Raw genomic sequence first — 15,137 nt, 5'->3', positions numbered from 1 at the left:
TGGGGAGAAAAGCGTTGGAAACAAAGGCCGTCATTCTATCAGCGCCGGGAAAGCTCGCGCTTGATCAGGTGGGAATCGTACCTCCTGCGGCGGATGATATTGTGGTCGCGATCAGGCATTCCGGCATCTCGACAGGTACGGAAAAACTGTTTTGGACCGGTGAGATGCCCCCGTTCCCCGGCATGGGATACCCTTTGATCCCCGGATATGAAGCCGCTGGCGAAGTGATCGAGGCGGGTGCTGACAGTGGCTACCGCGTGGGTGAGCATGTCTTCGTGCCCGGCGCGAGTTGCTATGAAGGTGCCTTCGGTCTGTTCGGTGCGGCGGCGCAAACGCTGGTCACCAAAGCATCTCGCGTGACCCGTATTGATCGGGGTCTCGGTGCTGCGGGTGCGTTGCTGGCTTTGGCTGCGACGGCGCGCCATGCGATGGCGGGACCAAACAAGGCTGTGCCAGACCTGATTATCGGTCACGGTGTGTTGGGCCGTCTTCTGGCGCGATTGACCATTGCGTCCGGTGCGCCTGCGCCAACCGTTTGGGAAGTTGATCCGATCCGCATGGGTGGTGCCAGCGGGTATGAGGTGACAACGCCCGAAGCCGACGCGCGCCGAGATTACAAATCTGTCTACGATGCATCAGGTCGCGGCGATCTGCTGAACGACTGGATCGGCCGCATCGCCAAAGGCGGTGAAATCGTCTTGGCAGGGTTCTATACCGCGCCTCTGCAATTCGCATTTCCGCCTGCCTTTATGAAGGAAGCCCGTTTCCGCATCAGCGCCGAATGGGCGGCGGACGATATGACCGCTACCAAAGCCTTGGTCGAGGCGGGCACGTTGGAGCTGGCCGATCTGATCACACACCAACAGCCCGCAGAAGCCGCAGGCACCGCCTATGAAACGGCGTTCACTGATCCGGCCTGCCTGAAAATGATTTTGAACTGGGGAACCGCATGAAAGATGAAATTCCGAACCTGAAGGATTTCGACCAGCGCCTGCGCGATGAAGCGCATGAGGAACCCACGCTGGAGGTCCCGCAGGGCGAACCCACATCAAAGACCCAGATCATCGCGATCTATGGCAAAGGCGGGATCGGCAAATCTTTCACGTTGGCCAACCTCAGCCATATGATGGCCGAGATGGGCAAGCGCGTGCTTCTGATTGGCTGTGATCCGAAATCAGACACCACCAGCCTGCTGTTTGGCGGCAAAGCCTGCCCCACAATTATCGAGACTTCCGCAAAGAAAAAGCTTGCTGGCGAAGAGGTTGCCATTGGTGATGTCTGCTTCAAGCGCGGCGGTGTTTTCGCGATGGAGCTTGGCGGACCGGAAGTGGGCCGTGGCTGTGGTGGGCGCGGGATTATTCACGGGTTTGAATTGCTTGAAAAGCTGGGCTTCCATGATTGGGACTTTGACTATGTCCTGCTGGATTTCCTGGGCGACGTTGTCTGCGGCGGCTTCGGCCTGCCCATCGCGCGCGATATGGCGCAGAAAGTTATCTTGGTTGCCTCAAATGACCTCCAATCGCTTTATGTTGCTAACAATGTCTGCTCGGCAGTCGAATACTTCCGAAAACTGGGTGGCAACGTTGGGGTCGCTGGACTTGTCATCAACAAAGATGACGGCACAGGAGAAGCGCAGGCTTTCGCCGAAGCTGTTAGCATACCTGTCCTTGCTGCAATCCCGCAAAACGATGACCTGAGAAAGAAAAGCGCGAACTATCAGATCGTTGGCACCCATCAAAGCGAATGGGGTCCGATGTTTGAAGGTCTGGCCGAGGCTGTGGGCATTGCCCCGCCTGTGCGCCCCAACCCGCTTGATCAAGATGGACTGCTGGGACTGTTCGACGCCAAGGACACCGGCGGCGACTATCAACTTGTACCCGCCACCGATGTGGACATGCGCGGCAAGAACGCCCAGCCGAAAGAGAGCCTGGAGGTGATCTATGACGACGCCTGACGCCCGCAAGAACGTTGAACGCGAAGTGCAAGAAATGCTTGCCCGCGCCACCCCCGCACAGATGAAACGCCTTCTGCGCGATATCATGGCGACCGCACCTGCCGCCAAGGAGCCTGTCAAATATGACGCATGACACTAACACCCAAGGCTATGAAGTTGGCTATGATGAGGCTGGACAGGTCCAGATCATCGAGGGTGTTGCACGTGCGGATTCGCCCGAAGCGCTGGATGTGTCCCAGCAGGCGACAGCGCTTGAGGGCGGTTGCACCGCCAGTGCCGGATCAATGGAAGCTGCCGCGCGTGCCGCTGGCAAATCCGAGATCCTTGATCAATATGCGAAGGATTATCCGCAAGGACCCCACGATCAACCGCAGAGCATGTGCCCTGCGTTCGGGTCTTTGCGTGTAGGCCTTCGGATGAAGCGTGTGGCCACGGTTCTGTCCGGTTCGGCTTGTTGTGTATACGGTCTCACGTTTGTTTCGCATTTTTACGGGGCGCGCCGGTCTGTCGGCTATGTTCCGTTCAATTCCGAGACATTGGTGACGGGTAAACTGTTCGAGGACATCCGCGAGAGTGTCCACGATATGGCTGATCCTGATCGCTATGACGCCATCGTGGTAACCAACCTCTGCGTGCCCACCGCATCCGGTGTGCCGCTGCGGTTGCTGCCCAAAGAGATTAATGGCGTGCGGATCGTGGGAATTGATGTGCCCGGTTTCGGTATCCCGACCCACGCCGAGGCCAAGGATGTGCTGGCCGGTGCGATGCTGCAATATGCCCGCGAAGAGATTAAGGCAGGCCCTGTTGCCCGCCCTGTGGGTGGTAAATCCGACCGTCCGAATGTGGCCTTGCTGGGCGAGATGTTCCCCGCTGATCCCATGATGATTGGCGCGATGCTGGCCCCTATGGGCCTTGCCGCCGGTCCTGTGGTTCCGACCCGTGAATGGCGCGAGCTTTACGCCGCCCTTGATTGCGGTGTCGCGGCGGCGATCCACCCGTTCTACACGGCATCCATCCGTGAATTTCAGGCGGCTGGTCGCAAGATCGTGGGTTCGGCCCCTGTGGGTCACGATGGCACAGCCGCCTGGCTGGCGGCGATTGGTGATGCTTACAATGTCGCCCCGGATCAGATTGCAGCGGCGCAGAACGCGTTCCTGCCCGCCATTAAGGGTGCGCTGGCTGGCGCGCAGATCAATGGCACGGTGACGCTGTCGGGTTATGAAGGCTCCGAGCTTCTGGTGGCGCGTTTGCTGATCGAAAGCGGCGCGGATGTGCCATACGTCGGCACGGCTTGCCCCAAGACGGAATGGTCGCGCCCCGATGCGGAATGGCTGGCTGCCAAAGGCGTGAAAATCAAATATCGCGCTTCGCTTGAGGATGATCTGGCCGCTGTCGATGCCATCAAACCTGATCTGGCGATTGGCACCACACCGGTGGTCCAGCACGCCAAAGAGGCGGGTATCCCGTCGCTTTACTTTACCAACCTGATTTCAGCCCGTCCGCTGATGGGCCCTGCGGGGGCCGGTTCCCTGGCGCAGGTCGTCAATGCGGCCATCGCGGGCAAACAGAAAATGGACAAGATGCGCGACTTCTTCGAGGGCGTGGGCAGTGGCGACACCGCCGGTGTCTGGGAGGGTGCGCCGAATTTGCGGCCTGACTTCCGTGCGCAGCATCAGAAGAAGCTCGATAAGATGGCGCGTGCCGCCAAAGCGCAGGAGATGATTTGATGCTAGTCACCGATCATGATCGTGCGGGTGGTTACTGGGGTGCCGTCTACGCCTTCTGTGCCGTCAAAGGTTTGCAGGTAGTTATCGACGGGCCAGTGGGTTGTGAGAACCTGCCAGTGACATCCGTGTTGCATTACACCGATGGCCTGCCGCCGCATGAATTGCCGATTGTCGTCACCGGTCTGGGCGAAAGCGAGATGGGTGAGGGCACCGAGGACGCGATGAAGCGGGCCTGGAAGACGCTTGACCCCGCACTGCCTGCGGTTGTTGTGACCGGGTCCATTGCCGAGATGATCGGTGGCGGTGTGACGCCGCAGGGCACCAACATTCAACGCTTTTTGCCGCGCACCATTGATGAAGACCAATGGGAATGTGCCGACCGTGCGATGACGTGGATTTTCACGGAATTCGGCATGACCAAAGGCCGGATGCCGCCTGAGAAAAAACGCGAAGAAGGTGTGAGGCCGCGCGTGAATATCCTTGGGCCGATGTATGGCGCGTTCAATATGCCCTCTGATCTGGCCGAAATCCGGCGTCTGGTCGAAGGCATTGGTGCCGAGATCAATATGGTGATGCCCCTCGGTGCCCATGTGGCCGAGATGCGCAATCTGGTGAACGCCGATGTGAACGTCACCATGTACCGCGAATTCGGGCGCGGCCTTTGTGAGGTGCTGGGCAAGCCATACCTGCAAGCGCCGTTCGGCATTGATTCCACCACGAAATTCCTGCGCAAGCTGGGTGAATTGACGGGCCTCGACCCAGAGCCGTTCATCGAGCAAGAGAAACATTCGACCATCAAACCGGTGTGGGATTTGTGGCGTTCGGTCACGCAGGATTTCTTTGCCACTGCCGAATTCGCAATTGTTGCGAATGAAACCTATGCCCGCGGCGTGCGCCATTTCCTTGAAGGTGATCTGGGCTTTCCCTGTGCCTTTGCCGTGGCCCGTTGCCGTGGCAAGAAAACCAACAACGAAGAAGTGCGCAACCTGATCCACACCAAGCGCCCGCTGATCGTTTTGGGATCAATCAACGAGAAGATGTATATGGCCGAGATGAAGGCGGGGCATGGCCCATCGCCGGTGTTTATCCCTGCCAGCTTCCCCGGTGCTGCGATCCGCCGTGCCACCGGCACGCCGTTCATGGGGTACGCGGGCGCAACCTATCTGCTGCAAGAGGTCTGCAACGGTCTGTTTGACGCGCTGTTCCATATCCTGCCGCTGGGCAGCGACATGGATGCCACCGATGCCACGCTGACACCGCTGCGCCGCGATTTCCCCTGGGATGCCGACGCACAGGCCAAGCTCGACGAGATCGTGGCGACCCACCCGATCCTGACACGAATTTCTGCCGCCAAAACGCTGCGTGACGCAGCCGAGCGCGCAGCCCTCGACGCCGGCAATGACCGGGTCGTTCTTGAGACCGTCGAAACACTTCAATCCAATACTGGAGGACGCAAATGACCGATTTTACAACAGACATGCCCCACACACGGGCCCGGTCAGCGCCGCCAAAGCGCGAATACTATGCCTATTTCGGGCTGATCTTTCTGGCCACGCTGCCGCTTTGCATCCTGACATGGGTGTTGTCTGCCGCGCGCCGGATGGAGCTCCCGGAGAAAGGCCCCTTCGCAAAGGCCTGGACACAGGCCCGCATTATTACGCCACAGATCTTCAGCGCATGAACCTGATGGCACGACATTTGTCCGAAAACGGGCATCCGATGTTCATCATTCCCCCCCGGGATGATGGATTGGGGCAAAGGATGAGCCTTTGTCGTAACCCGGCCGCGGGGGGTGCGCGGCGTCAGTACTTAATTTTGGAGACAAAACATGGCTGACAAATCTGACCTTTCTTTCACAGGTCTCACTGACGAGCAGGCCCAGGAGCTGCACGCAGTTTACATGAGCGGGTTCACGATCTTCACGATCGTTGCCGTGGTTGCTCACGTACTGACGTACATCAAGCTTCCTTGGTTCAGCTGGTAGGAGAATTAGCAAATGGCACAGTTCTATAAGATCTGGTTGGTATTCGACCCACGCCGCGTTTTCGTGGCCCAGGGCGTATTCCTGTTCCTGCTTGCAGCAATGATTCACCTCGTTCTGTTGAGCAATGAAAGCACAAACTGGTTCCAGCTCGCCTTCGGCGGAATGTAATCAGCTTTGCTGACTAAATCACGTTACGGGCGGGCCGGTTCCGCCCGTAGCAAACACCGACATTGATGAAGATAGGGCGCACCGGAACGCGGATGCAGGGCCTGTCTAGAATGGAGATTGGAAGATGGCACAGCTCAGCTTCGAGAGAAAATACCGGGTCCGTGGCGGGACATTGGTAGGCGGTGATCTGTTCGACTTTTGGGTGGGGCCATTTTATGTTGGCTTCTTCGGGGTCACGACGTTCTTTTTCGCCGTCCTTGGGACAATACTGATATTTTACGGGGCCAGCCAGGGCCCCACATGGAACCCGTGGCTGATTTCGATCAACCCACCGCCGCTTGAATACGGTTTGGGTGCCGCACCACTGCTTGATGGCGGTCTTTGGCAGATCATCACGATCTGTGCCATTGGTGCCTTTGTCAGCTGGATGATGCGTGAGGTCGAGATCTGCCGCAAATTGGGCATTGGCTATCACGTGCCCTTTGCATTCGGTGTGGCGATCTTTGCCTATGTTACGCTTGTTGTGATCCGTCCGGTTCTGCTGGGTGCTTGGGGGCATGCGTTCCCATATGGCATCTTCAGCCACCTCGATTGGGTGAACAACGTGGGCTACACCTACGGGAACTTCCACTACAATCCGGTCCATATGATCGCGATCACGTTCTTCTTCACCACCTGTCTCGCACTTGCGTTGCACGGATCACTGGTGTTGTCGGCCGTGAACCCGGGCAAGGGCCAAGAGATCAAGTCACCTGATCATGAAGATACGTATTTCCGCGATCTGATCGGCTATTCGATCGGGCCATTGGGGATTCACCGCCTCGGTCTGTTCCTGGCGCTGAATGCGGGTTTCTGGTCTGCGATTTGTATCGTGATTTCCGGCACCATCTGGTTCGAGGAATGGATCGTCTGGTGGGACTGGTACTATGAGCTCCCTTGGTGGGTCGATCTGTAGGAGGATATGAAAATGGCTGAATATCAAAACATCTTCACACAGGTTCAAGTACAGGGGCCGCCCGAAATGGGCCTCCCCGGACCTGACGGAACCGCGATTGATCGCGGAACCACAACGGGGTTCTCCAAGCTTGCCGGCATCTTTGGCAATGCACAGTTGGGCCCGATCTATCTGGGGTCCTTCGGGGTCATCTCACTGGCGACCGGTTTGATCTGGTTCCTGATGGTGGGCATGTCGTTCTGGGCGCAGGCTGACTACAACCCTGCGATCTTCCTGCGGGATCTGTTCTGGCTGTCGCTTGATCCACCCTCGCCGGGGTACGGGCTGGGCATGCCGCCAATGGATGACGGCGGTTACTTCATGATCGCGTCCTTCTTCCTGCTGATCTCGGTGCTGACATGGTGGGTACGCACCTACCTGCGCGCCGAAGCTCTGGGCATGGGCAAGCATGTGGCATGGGCCTTCGCCTCTGCGATCTGGTTGTTCCTGGTGCTGGGTCTGTTCCGTCCGATCCTGATGGGCGACTGGTCCGAGATGGTGCCTTACGGCGTGTTCTCGCACCTGGACTGGACGAACCTGTTTTCGATCACATATGGCAACCTGTTCTACAATCCGTTCCACGCTCTGAGCATTGCGTTCCTCTATGGGTCTGCCCTGCTGTTTGCCATGCACGGTGCGACGATCCTTGCTGTAAGCCGCTTTGGCGGTGAGCGCGAGATCGAACAGATCGTGGACCGCGGTACCGCGACCGAGCGTGCCGCCCTCTTCTGGCGCTGGACCATGGGCTTTAACGCCACCATGGAAGGTATCCACCGCTGGGCTTGGTGGTTCGCAGTCCTGACAACGCTGACCGGCGGTATCGGGATCCTGTTGACCGGTACGGTTGTTGATAACTGGTTCGTCTGGGCGCAAGTCCACGGCTATGCGCCAGTAAACTAAGGAGAGAGATGATGAAAAACGATAACATCCTCGAAATGAGCGAAAAGAGCAGGCTGACCGCCGATATTACGCTCTTGATGCTCAAGGGGGCGGGTTACGCCGCGATCTTTGTTCTCGCGATCTGGTTTGTGATTGCAGCGATGGCCTTTATTGGCCGCATCCTTCCCGAAGAAAGCCGCGACACGCCTGATCCCATCAACCGGTCATCTCTGGTGATCGAAGCGGCCCCTGAGGTCGCACAAGTCTAGCGAGATCGGAGCAGGCGGCGCGCGACGCCCCGCCTGTTCCAGCGCCATCGGGCTACCCTCCCTGGCTGGCCCGATATTGGGGTTTCGACCCCAGTTCCCTTCCTGTTGGCTACAGGAGACTAGCGTCGCAATCGGGGAAACCCTTTTGCGGCGCTTTTTTATTTACCACAAAGGTGCCGTCATGACCATCCGTCCTCAAACACCCTTCCTCGATAGCGTTTCCGGCCCTGCCGACATGCGCCGCATGAATGATACCGCTCTCGCCAATTTGGCCGACGATGTCCGCGCAGAGGTCATTTCGGCCGTGTCGGAAACGGGCGGGCACCTTGGGTCTTCGCTGGGTGTTGTCGAATTGACCGTGGCGATCCACGCTGTCTTTGACACCCCGCGCGACAAGCTGATCTTTGATGTCGGACACCAGTGTTACCCGCATAAAGTGATCACTGGTCGCCGCGACCGGATCCGCACCCTGCGCCAAGAGGGCGGGCTGTCGGGTTTCACCAAACGCGCCGAGAGCGACTATGACCCTTTTGGTGCGGCACATTCCAGCACCTCGATCTCTGCCGCCCTTGGTTTCACCGTTGGCCGTGACATGGGGATGCCGACAGGTGACGCAATTGCCGTGATCGGTGACGGGTCGATCAGTGCGGGCATGGCCTATGAGGCGATGAACAACGCGGGCGCCGAAGGCCGCCGTTTGTTTGTGATCCTCAACGATAACGAGATGTCGATTGCCCCGCCTGTGGGTGCCATGTCGAAATATCTGTCCGGCCTTTATGCCTCGCCCATGGGAGAACTGCACAAGATGGCCGAAGGGTTCGAGGCCGCCTTGCCCGGCCCCTTGCGCGACCACGCCCGCCGTGCCCGCCATCTGGTCACAGGGATGCAGACCGGTGGGTCCGGCACCTTGTTCGAAGAACTGGGGTTTTCCTACGTCGGCCCGATTGACGGCCATGATATGCGCCAGCTTTTGCCGGTGCTGCGCGCTGCGCGCACCCGTGCAACTGGGCCTGTTCTGATCCATGTCTGCACCAAGAAAGGCAAAGGCTATGCCCCCGCCGAAACCAGTGCGGATCGCGGGCATGGTGTGTCGAAATTCGATGTTGTCAGTGGCGCGCAGGCGAAATCGCGCCCCAACGCGCCAAGCTATACCAAGGTTTTCGGCACGGCGCTGGCGACCGAAGCACAGATGGACCCGAGCATTGTCGCGGTGACGGCCGCGATGCCCTCGGGGACAGGCGTCGATATCATGGGTGCGCGGTTTAAGAACCGCGTGTTTGATGTGGGGATCGCAGAACAACACGGCGTGACCTTTGCAGCTGGCATGGCGGCAAGCGGGCTCAAACCGTTCTGTGCGATCTATTCGACATTCCTCCAGCGTGGCTATGATCAGGTGGTGCATGATGTGGCCCTGCAGAACCTGCCGGTCCGCTTTGCGATTGACCGTGCAGGACTGGTGGGTGCTGACGGGCCAACCCATGCGGGGGCCTTCGATATCGGATTTATGTCCGCTTTGCCCAATATGGTTGTGATGGCGGCAGGGGACGAATTGGAACTGATGCATATGGTGCGCACTGCCGCCGCCTATGATGAGGGTCCGATTGCGTTCCGCTATCCGCGGGGCGAAGGTGCCGGGCTTGAGCTGCCAGAGCGCGGTGAGATCATCGAGATCGGCAAGGGACGTATCGTGCAGGAAGGATCTGACGTGGCGATCCTGTGCTTTGGCGCGCATCTGGCCGAATGTCAGAAGGCCGCCGAGAAGCTGGCTGCACAAGGTGCGACGGCCACGATTGCCGATGCGCGTTTTGCCAAGCCGCTGGACCGCGCGCTGATCCGGCAACTCTTGCGCAATCACAAGGCGCTGATCACGGTCGAACAGGGCGCAAAGGGTGGCTTTGGTGCCATGGTCCTGCATGATCTGGCCAATGACGGCCTGCTGGACGGGCGCTGTCAGGTGCGCACGATGACATTGCCTGACCGCTATATTGATCACGCGGCCCCTGATGCGATGTATGCGGATGCAGGGCTGACGGCGGTGGATATTGCCGCGACAGCGATGCAGGCAGCAGGGATTGAGGTCAAACGTCAGGGTGTGACTGTCTGAGAGGGCAGGTGCCTCCGGCGGGGATATTTTTGGGCCAGTAATAACAGGGGCTAGAGTGCGTCTGTCTGGAAGAGCCAGACCTTGAGGCCGCCGTGTGGAATGGCGGGCCCTTTGGGTTTGAAAGGCAGGCCTGATGCTTTGGCGAGGCCTGCTTCGCTGGTGACCATGCCAACCCGCCAGCCCGTGAATTCGCGTTTAATCGCCTCGCCGAGACCTGCATAGACACCATAGAGCATGTTCTGGTTGCCGATCCGTCCGCCATAGGGCGGGTTGCAGATAATCAGACCCGGTGGGCCTTCGGGGCGTTTGATGTCGGTGGCGGAGAGGTTCTGGAAGGTGATGTGGTCGGCCACGCCGGCCCTTTCGGCATTGGCGGTGGCCATGCGGATGGCGCCTGCGTCACGGTCGCTGCCGTGGAAATGCTGGGTGGGCGCGCGGGTTTCACCCACCTTACGCCAGCTGTCGTCCTTGTAGGTTGCAAGTTGCTGGAAGGCAAAGTCGCGGGTCCGGCCGGGGAAGAGGCCACAGGCGATTTCGGCGGCTTCGATCACGAAGGTGCCCGAGCCGCACATCGGGTCGAGCACCGGTTCGCGGCCGTCATAGCCGCAGTCGCGCAGCATCAGTGCGGCCAGTGTCTCGCGCATCGGGGCTTTCCCAACCGCCTCTTTATGGCCGCGCTTGTGGAGGCTCTCGCCAGAGGTATCGACGCTGATGGTGACGCGGTTGTCGTCGATGCGGACTTTGATTGCCACCTGCGCGTCTGCCGCGATTGTCATGCCGTGGCTCTCTTTCAGCGCGGTCTCGATCCGCTGGGTTGCGGCACCTGCATGGTAAATCTTCGACTTCTTCGAAGTGCTGACCTCAACCCGTACAGGGACGTCCTGACGCAACACGTCACCCCATGGATATTTGCGCGCCCGTTTGTCGAGTTGGGCAAGATGGAATGCCATAAAGCTTCCCACGCGCGCCAAGATCCGCGTGGCCCCGCGCATGACAAGGTTGGCGCGCCAGACGTCCTCCCATGTGCCGGTGATCGTGACCCCGCCTGCGGTGATCTGCGCGTTGGCAAAGCCGTTCTCCAGCGCTTCGGCGAGGAGGGTCTGTTCAAAGCCGGGGGTGCAGACCATGAAGATTTCAAAGGGTGTTGTCATGGTCTGTGCATACTGGGCTTTGCTGTGGTGATGCAAACGCCAATCGGTCCTGTCCCTAGAACCGCGATGCGACCCCGAAAAGGATCTGTGCTGCTGATGTCGTGTTTTCCTCGGCGGTTGAGTCTATACGGGAGCCCGAGATCGTGACGCTGGGGGAGAAGCCAAAGTAGCTGTACTCCTCGAACACCGCAGTTGCCGAAGCGAGGTAAAAGCGGTCTTCCCGGCCGTCGAGTGTGGTTGTGAATTCCTCGAATGTGCGAAACCCGATGTTGAAAGACGTAGAGAATTTTGCACCAAAAACGGGCTCGGCCAGCAGATAGCCGATGCCGATCTGGTATTCGTCGAAAGAATTTTCCGGTCCTGCCTCATTGCGCTGTGATATCAGGCTAAGTTGCAACTGGTCGCGGTTTGCCAGCATCCGGTCATAGGCGATGGTCAGGTCGTAGATGTTTGCATCGTATAGCGTCGGGGTGCGAGCGGCCTGCCATCGCCGGAGCGCGCGAAGCCGAAGGCGGCTCGTGTTGCCAAGGGGAACGGTCTGTTCGAGGCTGAGGTCGTGAAAGTCGAGCAGCCTTTCGCTGCCCTCCCAATAGGTCCCGAAGGCCGCCCCGAGGATGACTGGACCGAGGGGGCTGATGTTGTTTTGCTGTCGCGCGATGCCCACACTGGCCGTCACTGTCGCAAAATCGCGACCATCAATTGCCTGCACTTCGGGATCGGGAGAGTCAGCAAGCAGTGCCTTTGCGTCGTCTGACAACAGATAGGTATCGCCCGCAAGCGTTGCGTTAAGTGTGGTGACCTGGTTCGCGGTCTCTGAAATCCTGTAGTGCAGCTCGGTGCTGGCAGAAAAGCCGATACCGGAAAGCGCGCGGCGGTCTTCGGGCAGCACGAAGGTCAGGTCGATCCCTTCCAGCCGCAGGACACCGTCTTCTGACCCGTTGTTGATATTATCGGTGGGCGCAATTGCGGCGGTGACCGCGATCGAGAGCGGGTTGGTGTCAACCGTATTGGCATAGGCCTCTGCGATGAATTGCAAATCGGCTTCGGTGGATGCGTGATTGGCCGCGCGTCGCAACCAGAATGCAGATCGGGTATAGTGACCGGCCTGAAAATGTGCGCCGGCCACAAAGCGCGCAGTTTCAAAGCGGGTGTCCTGGCTTGTCGCGGCGGCATAGGCCCTTGCACCAGAGGCTGCGGCGCTTTGCGGGTCATTCAGGTCCGACTGGGCAAGTGCCAGCAGGTAGAGCGCAACAAAATCGTCCGGTTGCGCGCATAGCATCTCTTGGGCAAGGCGCAGGGTTGTGGCGGGCGCGCCTGCGACAAGGGCGGCTTCGGCCTGCTCTTGAAGACTATTTGCTGACTGGGCGTAGGCTGGGGTTGTCGCAACTGCTATGGCGCAGAGGCGTGCTATGATCCGCATTCTGGTCGCCCCCTTTCGGCTGGTCGGCAAACGTGACTTCCACCATGTCTTTTCTCATGCGCTATCACAGTCAGAAAGTCAGCCTGTTTCGCCGCCTCTTATCGCGTCGCTTTATTTTTGCCACAATTCCATCCCATTTTCGGCGGACTTCCTCTCTAGTTTTTGCTGTCGCGGGCATATTTGTGCTTACCCAGCAGTGCTTTGCAGGTTTCGATTGAGTGAAAAGTGGATGGTGCCATAGCTGTTTTCTGAAACAAGATTTGGACAAGATTCATGAAAAGAACTTTTGCGATAGCCGCGTTATGCCTTGCTACAGCATGTGGCGGTGCCGGTGGCAGCACGACGAGCCTGAGTACAAGTTCTAGCAGCGGTGCGGCGCCTATCCCGATTGCGGATTTGCCGCAAGTTGCCGTGTCCGCAGCCCCCAGCCAGACATTTTCAAGTATGCTCAATGGTGTGCGGTCAGGGGCAGGTGCAGGGGCGCTGACCTATGATAGCCGCCTTGGTGTGGCGGCGAACCGGCATGCAAATGACATGGCTGCGAATAATTTTTTCTCCCACACGGGGAGTGACGGATCAACCGTTGGACAACGCGTCACCGATGCAGGCTATCAGTGGAACCGTGTCGGCGAGAATATCGCGCGCGGTCAGGTTGATGAGCAGGCCGTGCTGGATGCATGGATGAATTCTTCCGGGCATAGGGCAAATAATCTCGATCCACGGTTCGAGGACTTCGCACTTGCGAAGGCAGACAGCGCGCGGGGGCCTTATTGGGTGCTCGTGCTCGCGCGTGAGCGGTAATCTTTCCCTTGCTATCTGACGATGACCCGTGACGCTGACGGTTCCGGCTTCGGCTTGGGTTTTGTGATGCCTTCAAGGGCCCTGAAGGGTTTGCGCACCGCTTCGGTCAATCCCGGCCGTGTGGGGGCGGCCATTTGTTTGCTGACCTCGACGATCAACACGCCACCTGCGGCCACAACCGGTAGGTTATGCCCTACTTTTTCAAGAAAACCGGCTGATTTGCGCCAGAGCTTGCTTGCCGAGGGCGGCTGGTAGAGCGCGGACATGGTGCGTTCGGTCACAAATTGGTGCCGCCGGAGCTGGGCCTCCAGCTGGCTGAGGGAATAGGGGCGCCCATAGCCAAAGGGTGTGGCATCCGAGCGCGACCAAAGCCCCGCGCGGTTCGGTACAATAAAGACGGCCCGCCCGCCCGGGCCAAGGACGCGCCATGCCTCATCCAGCAGCAATGAGGGCTGTTCGGTGGTTTCCAGCCCGTGCAGCATGACGAGTTTGTCGACATGGCCTGTCTCGATCGGCCAGGATGTATCTTCACAGAGCACGCTGACATTGTTGCCATCGGGTGGCCATGGCATCACACCTTGTGGCCCCGGCATCAGTCCGATCACCCGCCGCGCATCTTTCAGGAAGGGCCTTAGCAAGGGCACCGCGAAACCGAACCCCACAACCATCTGCCCCTTGGCCTCGGGCCAGAGCGCGCAGAGTTCGTCGCGGATCACTTTTTGCGCCGCACGCCCCAATGCGCTGCGGTAATAAAAGTTGCGCAGATCCAGAACGTCGAGATGCATTGCGGTTTGCAACTCCTTGGGCAAAGCTATGGGGGTAGCATATCAAGAGAAAGGCACATTGCCATGACAAAGAGATCAGAGGTTGAATTGGTCGTGGTGCCATGCCGGACGGATAATTATGCTTTTTTGGTGCATAACCACGACACAGGCGAAACCGCGTTGGTCGATGCGCCAGAGGCAGCGCCGATTGCGGCCGCACTTGCCGCGCAGGGATGGCGCCTGAATGATATTTTGATCACCCATCACCACAATGATCATATTGATGGCGTTGCCGCACTGCGTGAAGGTGCGCGCGTGATCGGGGCCAAGGCTGATGCCCATCGTTTGCCGGACCTTGATCTGGCTGTTGAGGATGGCGACACCGTGACGGTCTGCGGGCAACCGACCCACATTATGGATGTCTCGGGCCATACCATCGGCCATATTGCCTTTCATATGCCGGATGCGGGGCTGGTCTTTACCGCCGATAGCCTCATGGCGCTGGGCTGTGGGCGCCTGTTTGAAGGAACGCCTGCGCAGATGTGGGACAGCATGCAAAAACTGCGCGCGCTGCCTGATGATACGTTGGTCTGTTCCGGCCATGAGTACACGAGCGCCAATGCGCGTTTTGCGATGTCCCTTGACCCGGAGAATTCCGACCTTATCTTTCGTATCAAGGAGATCGAAGCGGCGCGCGCCGCTGGCAAACCAACTGTCCCGTCAACGCTGACCGAAGAGAAGCGCACGAACCCGTTTTTGCGCGCTGATGTTCCCGAATTCAAAGCCGCCCTTGGCATGAACGACGCGTCTGATCTGGATGTGTTTACCTTTGCACGGGCGCAAAAAGACAAGTTTTAACCATCCTGCTGCAAGCGCGTGGTGAAAAGCAGGTCAAAAACCAAGCATCACACGAATTGTGATG

At 58.8% G+C, this 15,137-nt stretch carries 17 protein-coding genes; 14 read left to right on the top strand and 3 right to left on the bottom strand.

The features are described 5' to 3' along the window. Positions 1-14 precede the first annotated feature (14 nt). The 12 genes from bchC (at position 15) to dxs (ending at position 10,079) form a co-directional block, all read left to right on the top strand. On the top strand, positions 15-953 hold the full coding sequence (gene bchC, locus C7964_RS16000) for a chlorophyll synthesis pathway protein BchC (RefSeq protein ID WP_110280740.1): 939 nt from the start codon (positions 15-17) through the stop codon (positions 951-953). Further along, positions 950-1,954, top strand: a complete 1,005-nt coding sequence (locus C7964_RS15995) for a chlorophyllide a reductase iron protein subunit X (protein WP_110280661.1) — start codon at positions 950-952, stop codon at positions 1,952-1,954. Before bchC ends, C7964_RS15995 begins: the two co-directional genes overlap by 4 nt. Beyond that, positions 1,941-2,087, top strand: coding sequence for a hypothetical protein (locus tag C7964_RS20020; RefSeq protein ID WP_181417212.1), 147 nt, complete (start codon positions 1,941-1,943; stop codon positions 2,085-2,087). The genes C7964_RS15995 and C7964_RS20020 overlap by 14 nt, the downstream gene beginning before the upstream one ends. Beyond that, complete coding sequence (gene bchY / locus C7964_RS15990; protein WP_110280660.1) at positions 2,077-3,681, top strand: chlorophyllide a reductase subunit Y; 1,605 nt, start codon at positions 2,077-2,079, stop codon at positions 3,679-3,681. Before C7964_RS20020 ends, bchY begins: the two co-directional genes overlap by 11 nt. Beyond that, complete coding sequence (gene bchZ / locus C7964_RS15985) at positions 3,681-5,141, top strand: chlorophyllide a reductase subunit Z (RefSeq protein ID WP_110280659.1); 1,461 nt, start codon at positions 3,681-3,683, stop codon at positions 5,139-5,141. The genes bchY and bchZ overlap by 1 nt, the downstream gene beginning before the upstream one ends. Beyond that, a complete protein-coding gene (pufQ, locus tag C7964_RS15980) occupies positions 5,138-5,362 on the top strand; it encodes a cytochrome PufQ (RefSeq protein ID WP_110280658.1) in 225 nt (74 codons plus the stop codon). Before bchZ ends, pufQ begins: the two co-directional genes overlap by 4 nt. Positions 5,363-5,509: 147 nt before the next feature. Next, positions 5,510-5,665 (top strand): light-harvesting antenna LH1, beta subunit, encoded by a 156-nt coding sequence (pufB, locus tag C7964_RS15975; protein ID WP_008231906.1) that lies wholly within the window; start codon positions 5,510-5,512, stop codon positions 5,663-5,665. Positions 5,666-5,677: 12 nt separating this feature from the next. After that, positions 5,678-5,833, top strand: coding sequence for a light-harvesting antenna LH1, alpha subunit (gene pufA / locus C7964_RS15970; RefSeq protein WP_019954421.1), 156 nt, complete (start codon positions 5,678-5,680; stop codon positions 5,831-5,833). A 124-nt stretch (positions 5,834-5,957) separates the two neighbouring features. Then, positions 5,958-6,788: a photosynthetic reaction center subunit L gene (gene pufL / locus C7964_RS15965; RefSeq protein WP_110280657.1), complete on the top strand. Its 831-nt coding sequence runs from the start codon at positions 5,958-5,960 to the stop codon at positions 6,786-6,788. A 12-nt stretch (positions 6,789-6,800) separates the two neighbouring features. Then, positions 6,801-7,727: a photosynthetic reaction center subunit M gene (pufM, locus tag C7964_RS15960; RefSeq protein WP_110280656.1), complete on the top strand. Its 927-nt coding sequence runs from the start codon at positions 6,801-6,803 to the stop codon at positions 7,725-7,727. Between the two features lie 11 nt (positions 7,728-7,738). Then, entirely contained in the window at positions 7,739-7,975 is a 237-nt protein-coding gene (gene pufX, locus C7964_RS15955; RefSeq protein ID WP_286164001.1) for an RC-LH1 core complex protein PufX, read from the top strand. 181 nt (positions 7,976-8,156) lie between these two features. Next, the gene (dxs, locus tag C7964_RS15950; protein ID WP_110280739.1) at positions 8,157-10,079 is read left to right on the top strand and encodes a 1-deoxy-D-xylulose-5-phosphate synthase; all 1,923 of its coding nucleotides are present in this window, start codon (positions 8,157-8,159) and stop codon (positions 10,077-10,079) included. 50 nt (positions 10,080-10,129) lie between these two features. On the opposite strand, the gene C7964_RS15945 is transcribed toward dxs, so the two are convergent. Both C7964_RS15945 and C7964_RS15940 read right to left on the bottom strand, forming a co-directional pair. Beyond that, a complete protein-coding gene (locus C7964_RS15945; RefSeq protein WP_110280738.1) occupies positions 10,130-11,230 on the bottom strand; it encodes a THUMP domain-containing class I SAM-dependent RNA methyltransferase in 1,101 nt (366 codons plus the stop codon). A 55-nt stretch (positions 11,231-11,285) separates the two neighbouring features. Beyond that, positions 11,286-12,650 (bottom strand): hypothetical protein, encoded by a 1,365-nt coding sequence (locus tag C7964_RS15940; protein WP_110280654.1) that lies wholly within the window; start codon positions 12,648-12,650, stop codon positions 11,286-11,288. Positions 12,651-12,923: 273 nt separating this feature from the next. On the opposite strand from C7964_RS15940, the gene C7964_RS15935 reads away from it, so the two are divergent. Next, complete coding sequence (locus tag C7964_RS15935; protein ID WP_110280653.1) at positions 12,924-13,451, top strand: CAP domain-containing protein; 528 nt, start codon at positions 12,924-12,926, stop codon at positions 13,449-13,451. A gap of 11 nt (positions 13,452-13,462) precedes the next feature. Here the strand turns inward: C7964_RS15935 and C7964_RS15930 are convergent, their stop codons facing one another. Then, positions 13,463-14,236 (bottom strand): class I SAM-dependent methyltransferase, encoded by a 774-nt coding sequence (locus C7964_RS15930; RefSeq protein ID WP_110280652.1) that lies wholly within the window; start codon positions 14,234-14,236, stop codon positions 13,463-13,465. A gap of 63 nt (positions 14,237-14,299) precedes the next feature. Here C7964_RS15930 and gloB point away from each other — a divergent pair, with 63 nt between their 5' ends. After that, positions 14,300-15,073: a hydroxyacylglutathione hydrolase gene (gene gloB / locus C7964_RS15925; protein WP_110280651.1), complete on the top strand. Its 774-nt coding sequence runs from the start codon at positions 14,300-14,302 to the stop codon at positions 15,071-15,073. Positions 15,074-15,137: the final 64 nt, after the last annotated feature.

This window comes from Loktanella sp. PT4BL (assembly GCF_003201935.1).
GTDB lineage: Bacteria > Pseudomonadota > Alphaproteobacteria > Rhodobacterales > Rhodobacteraceae > Yoonia.
The sequence above is the reverse complement of the archived record's forward strand: the minus strand, read 5'-3'. Positions and strand labels throughout refer to the sequence as shown.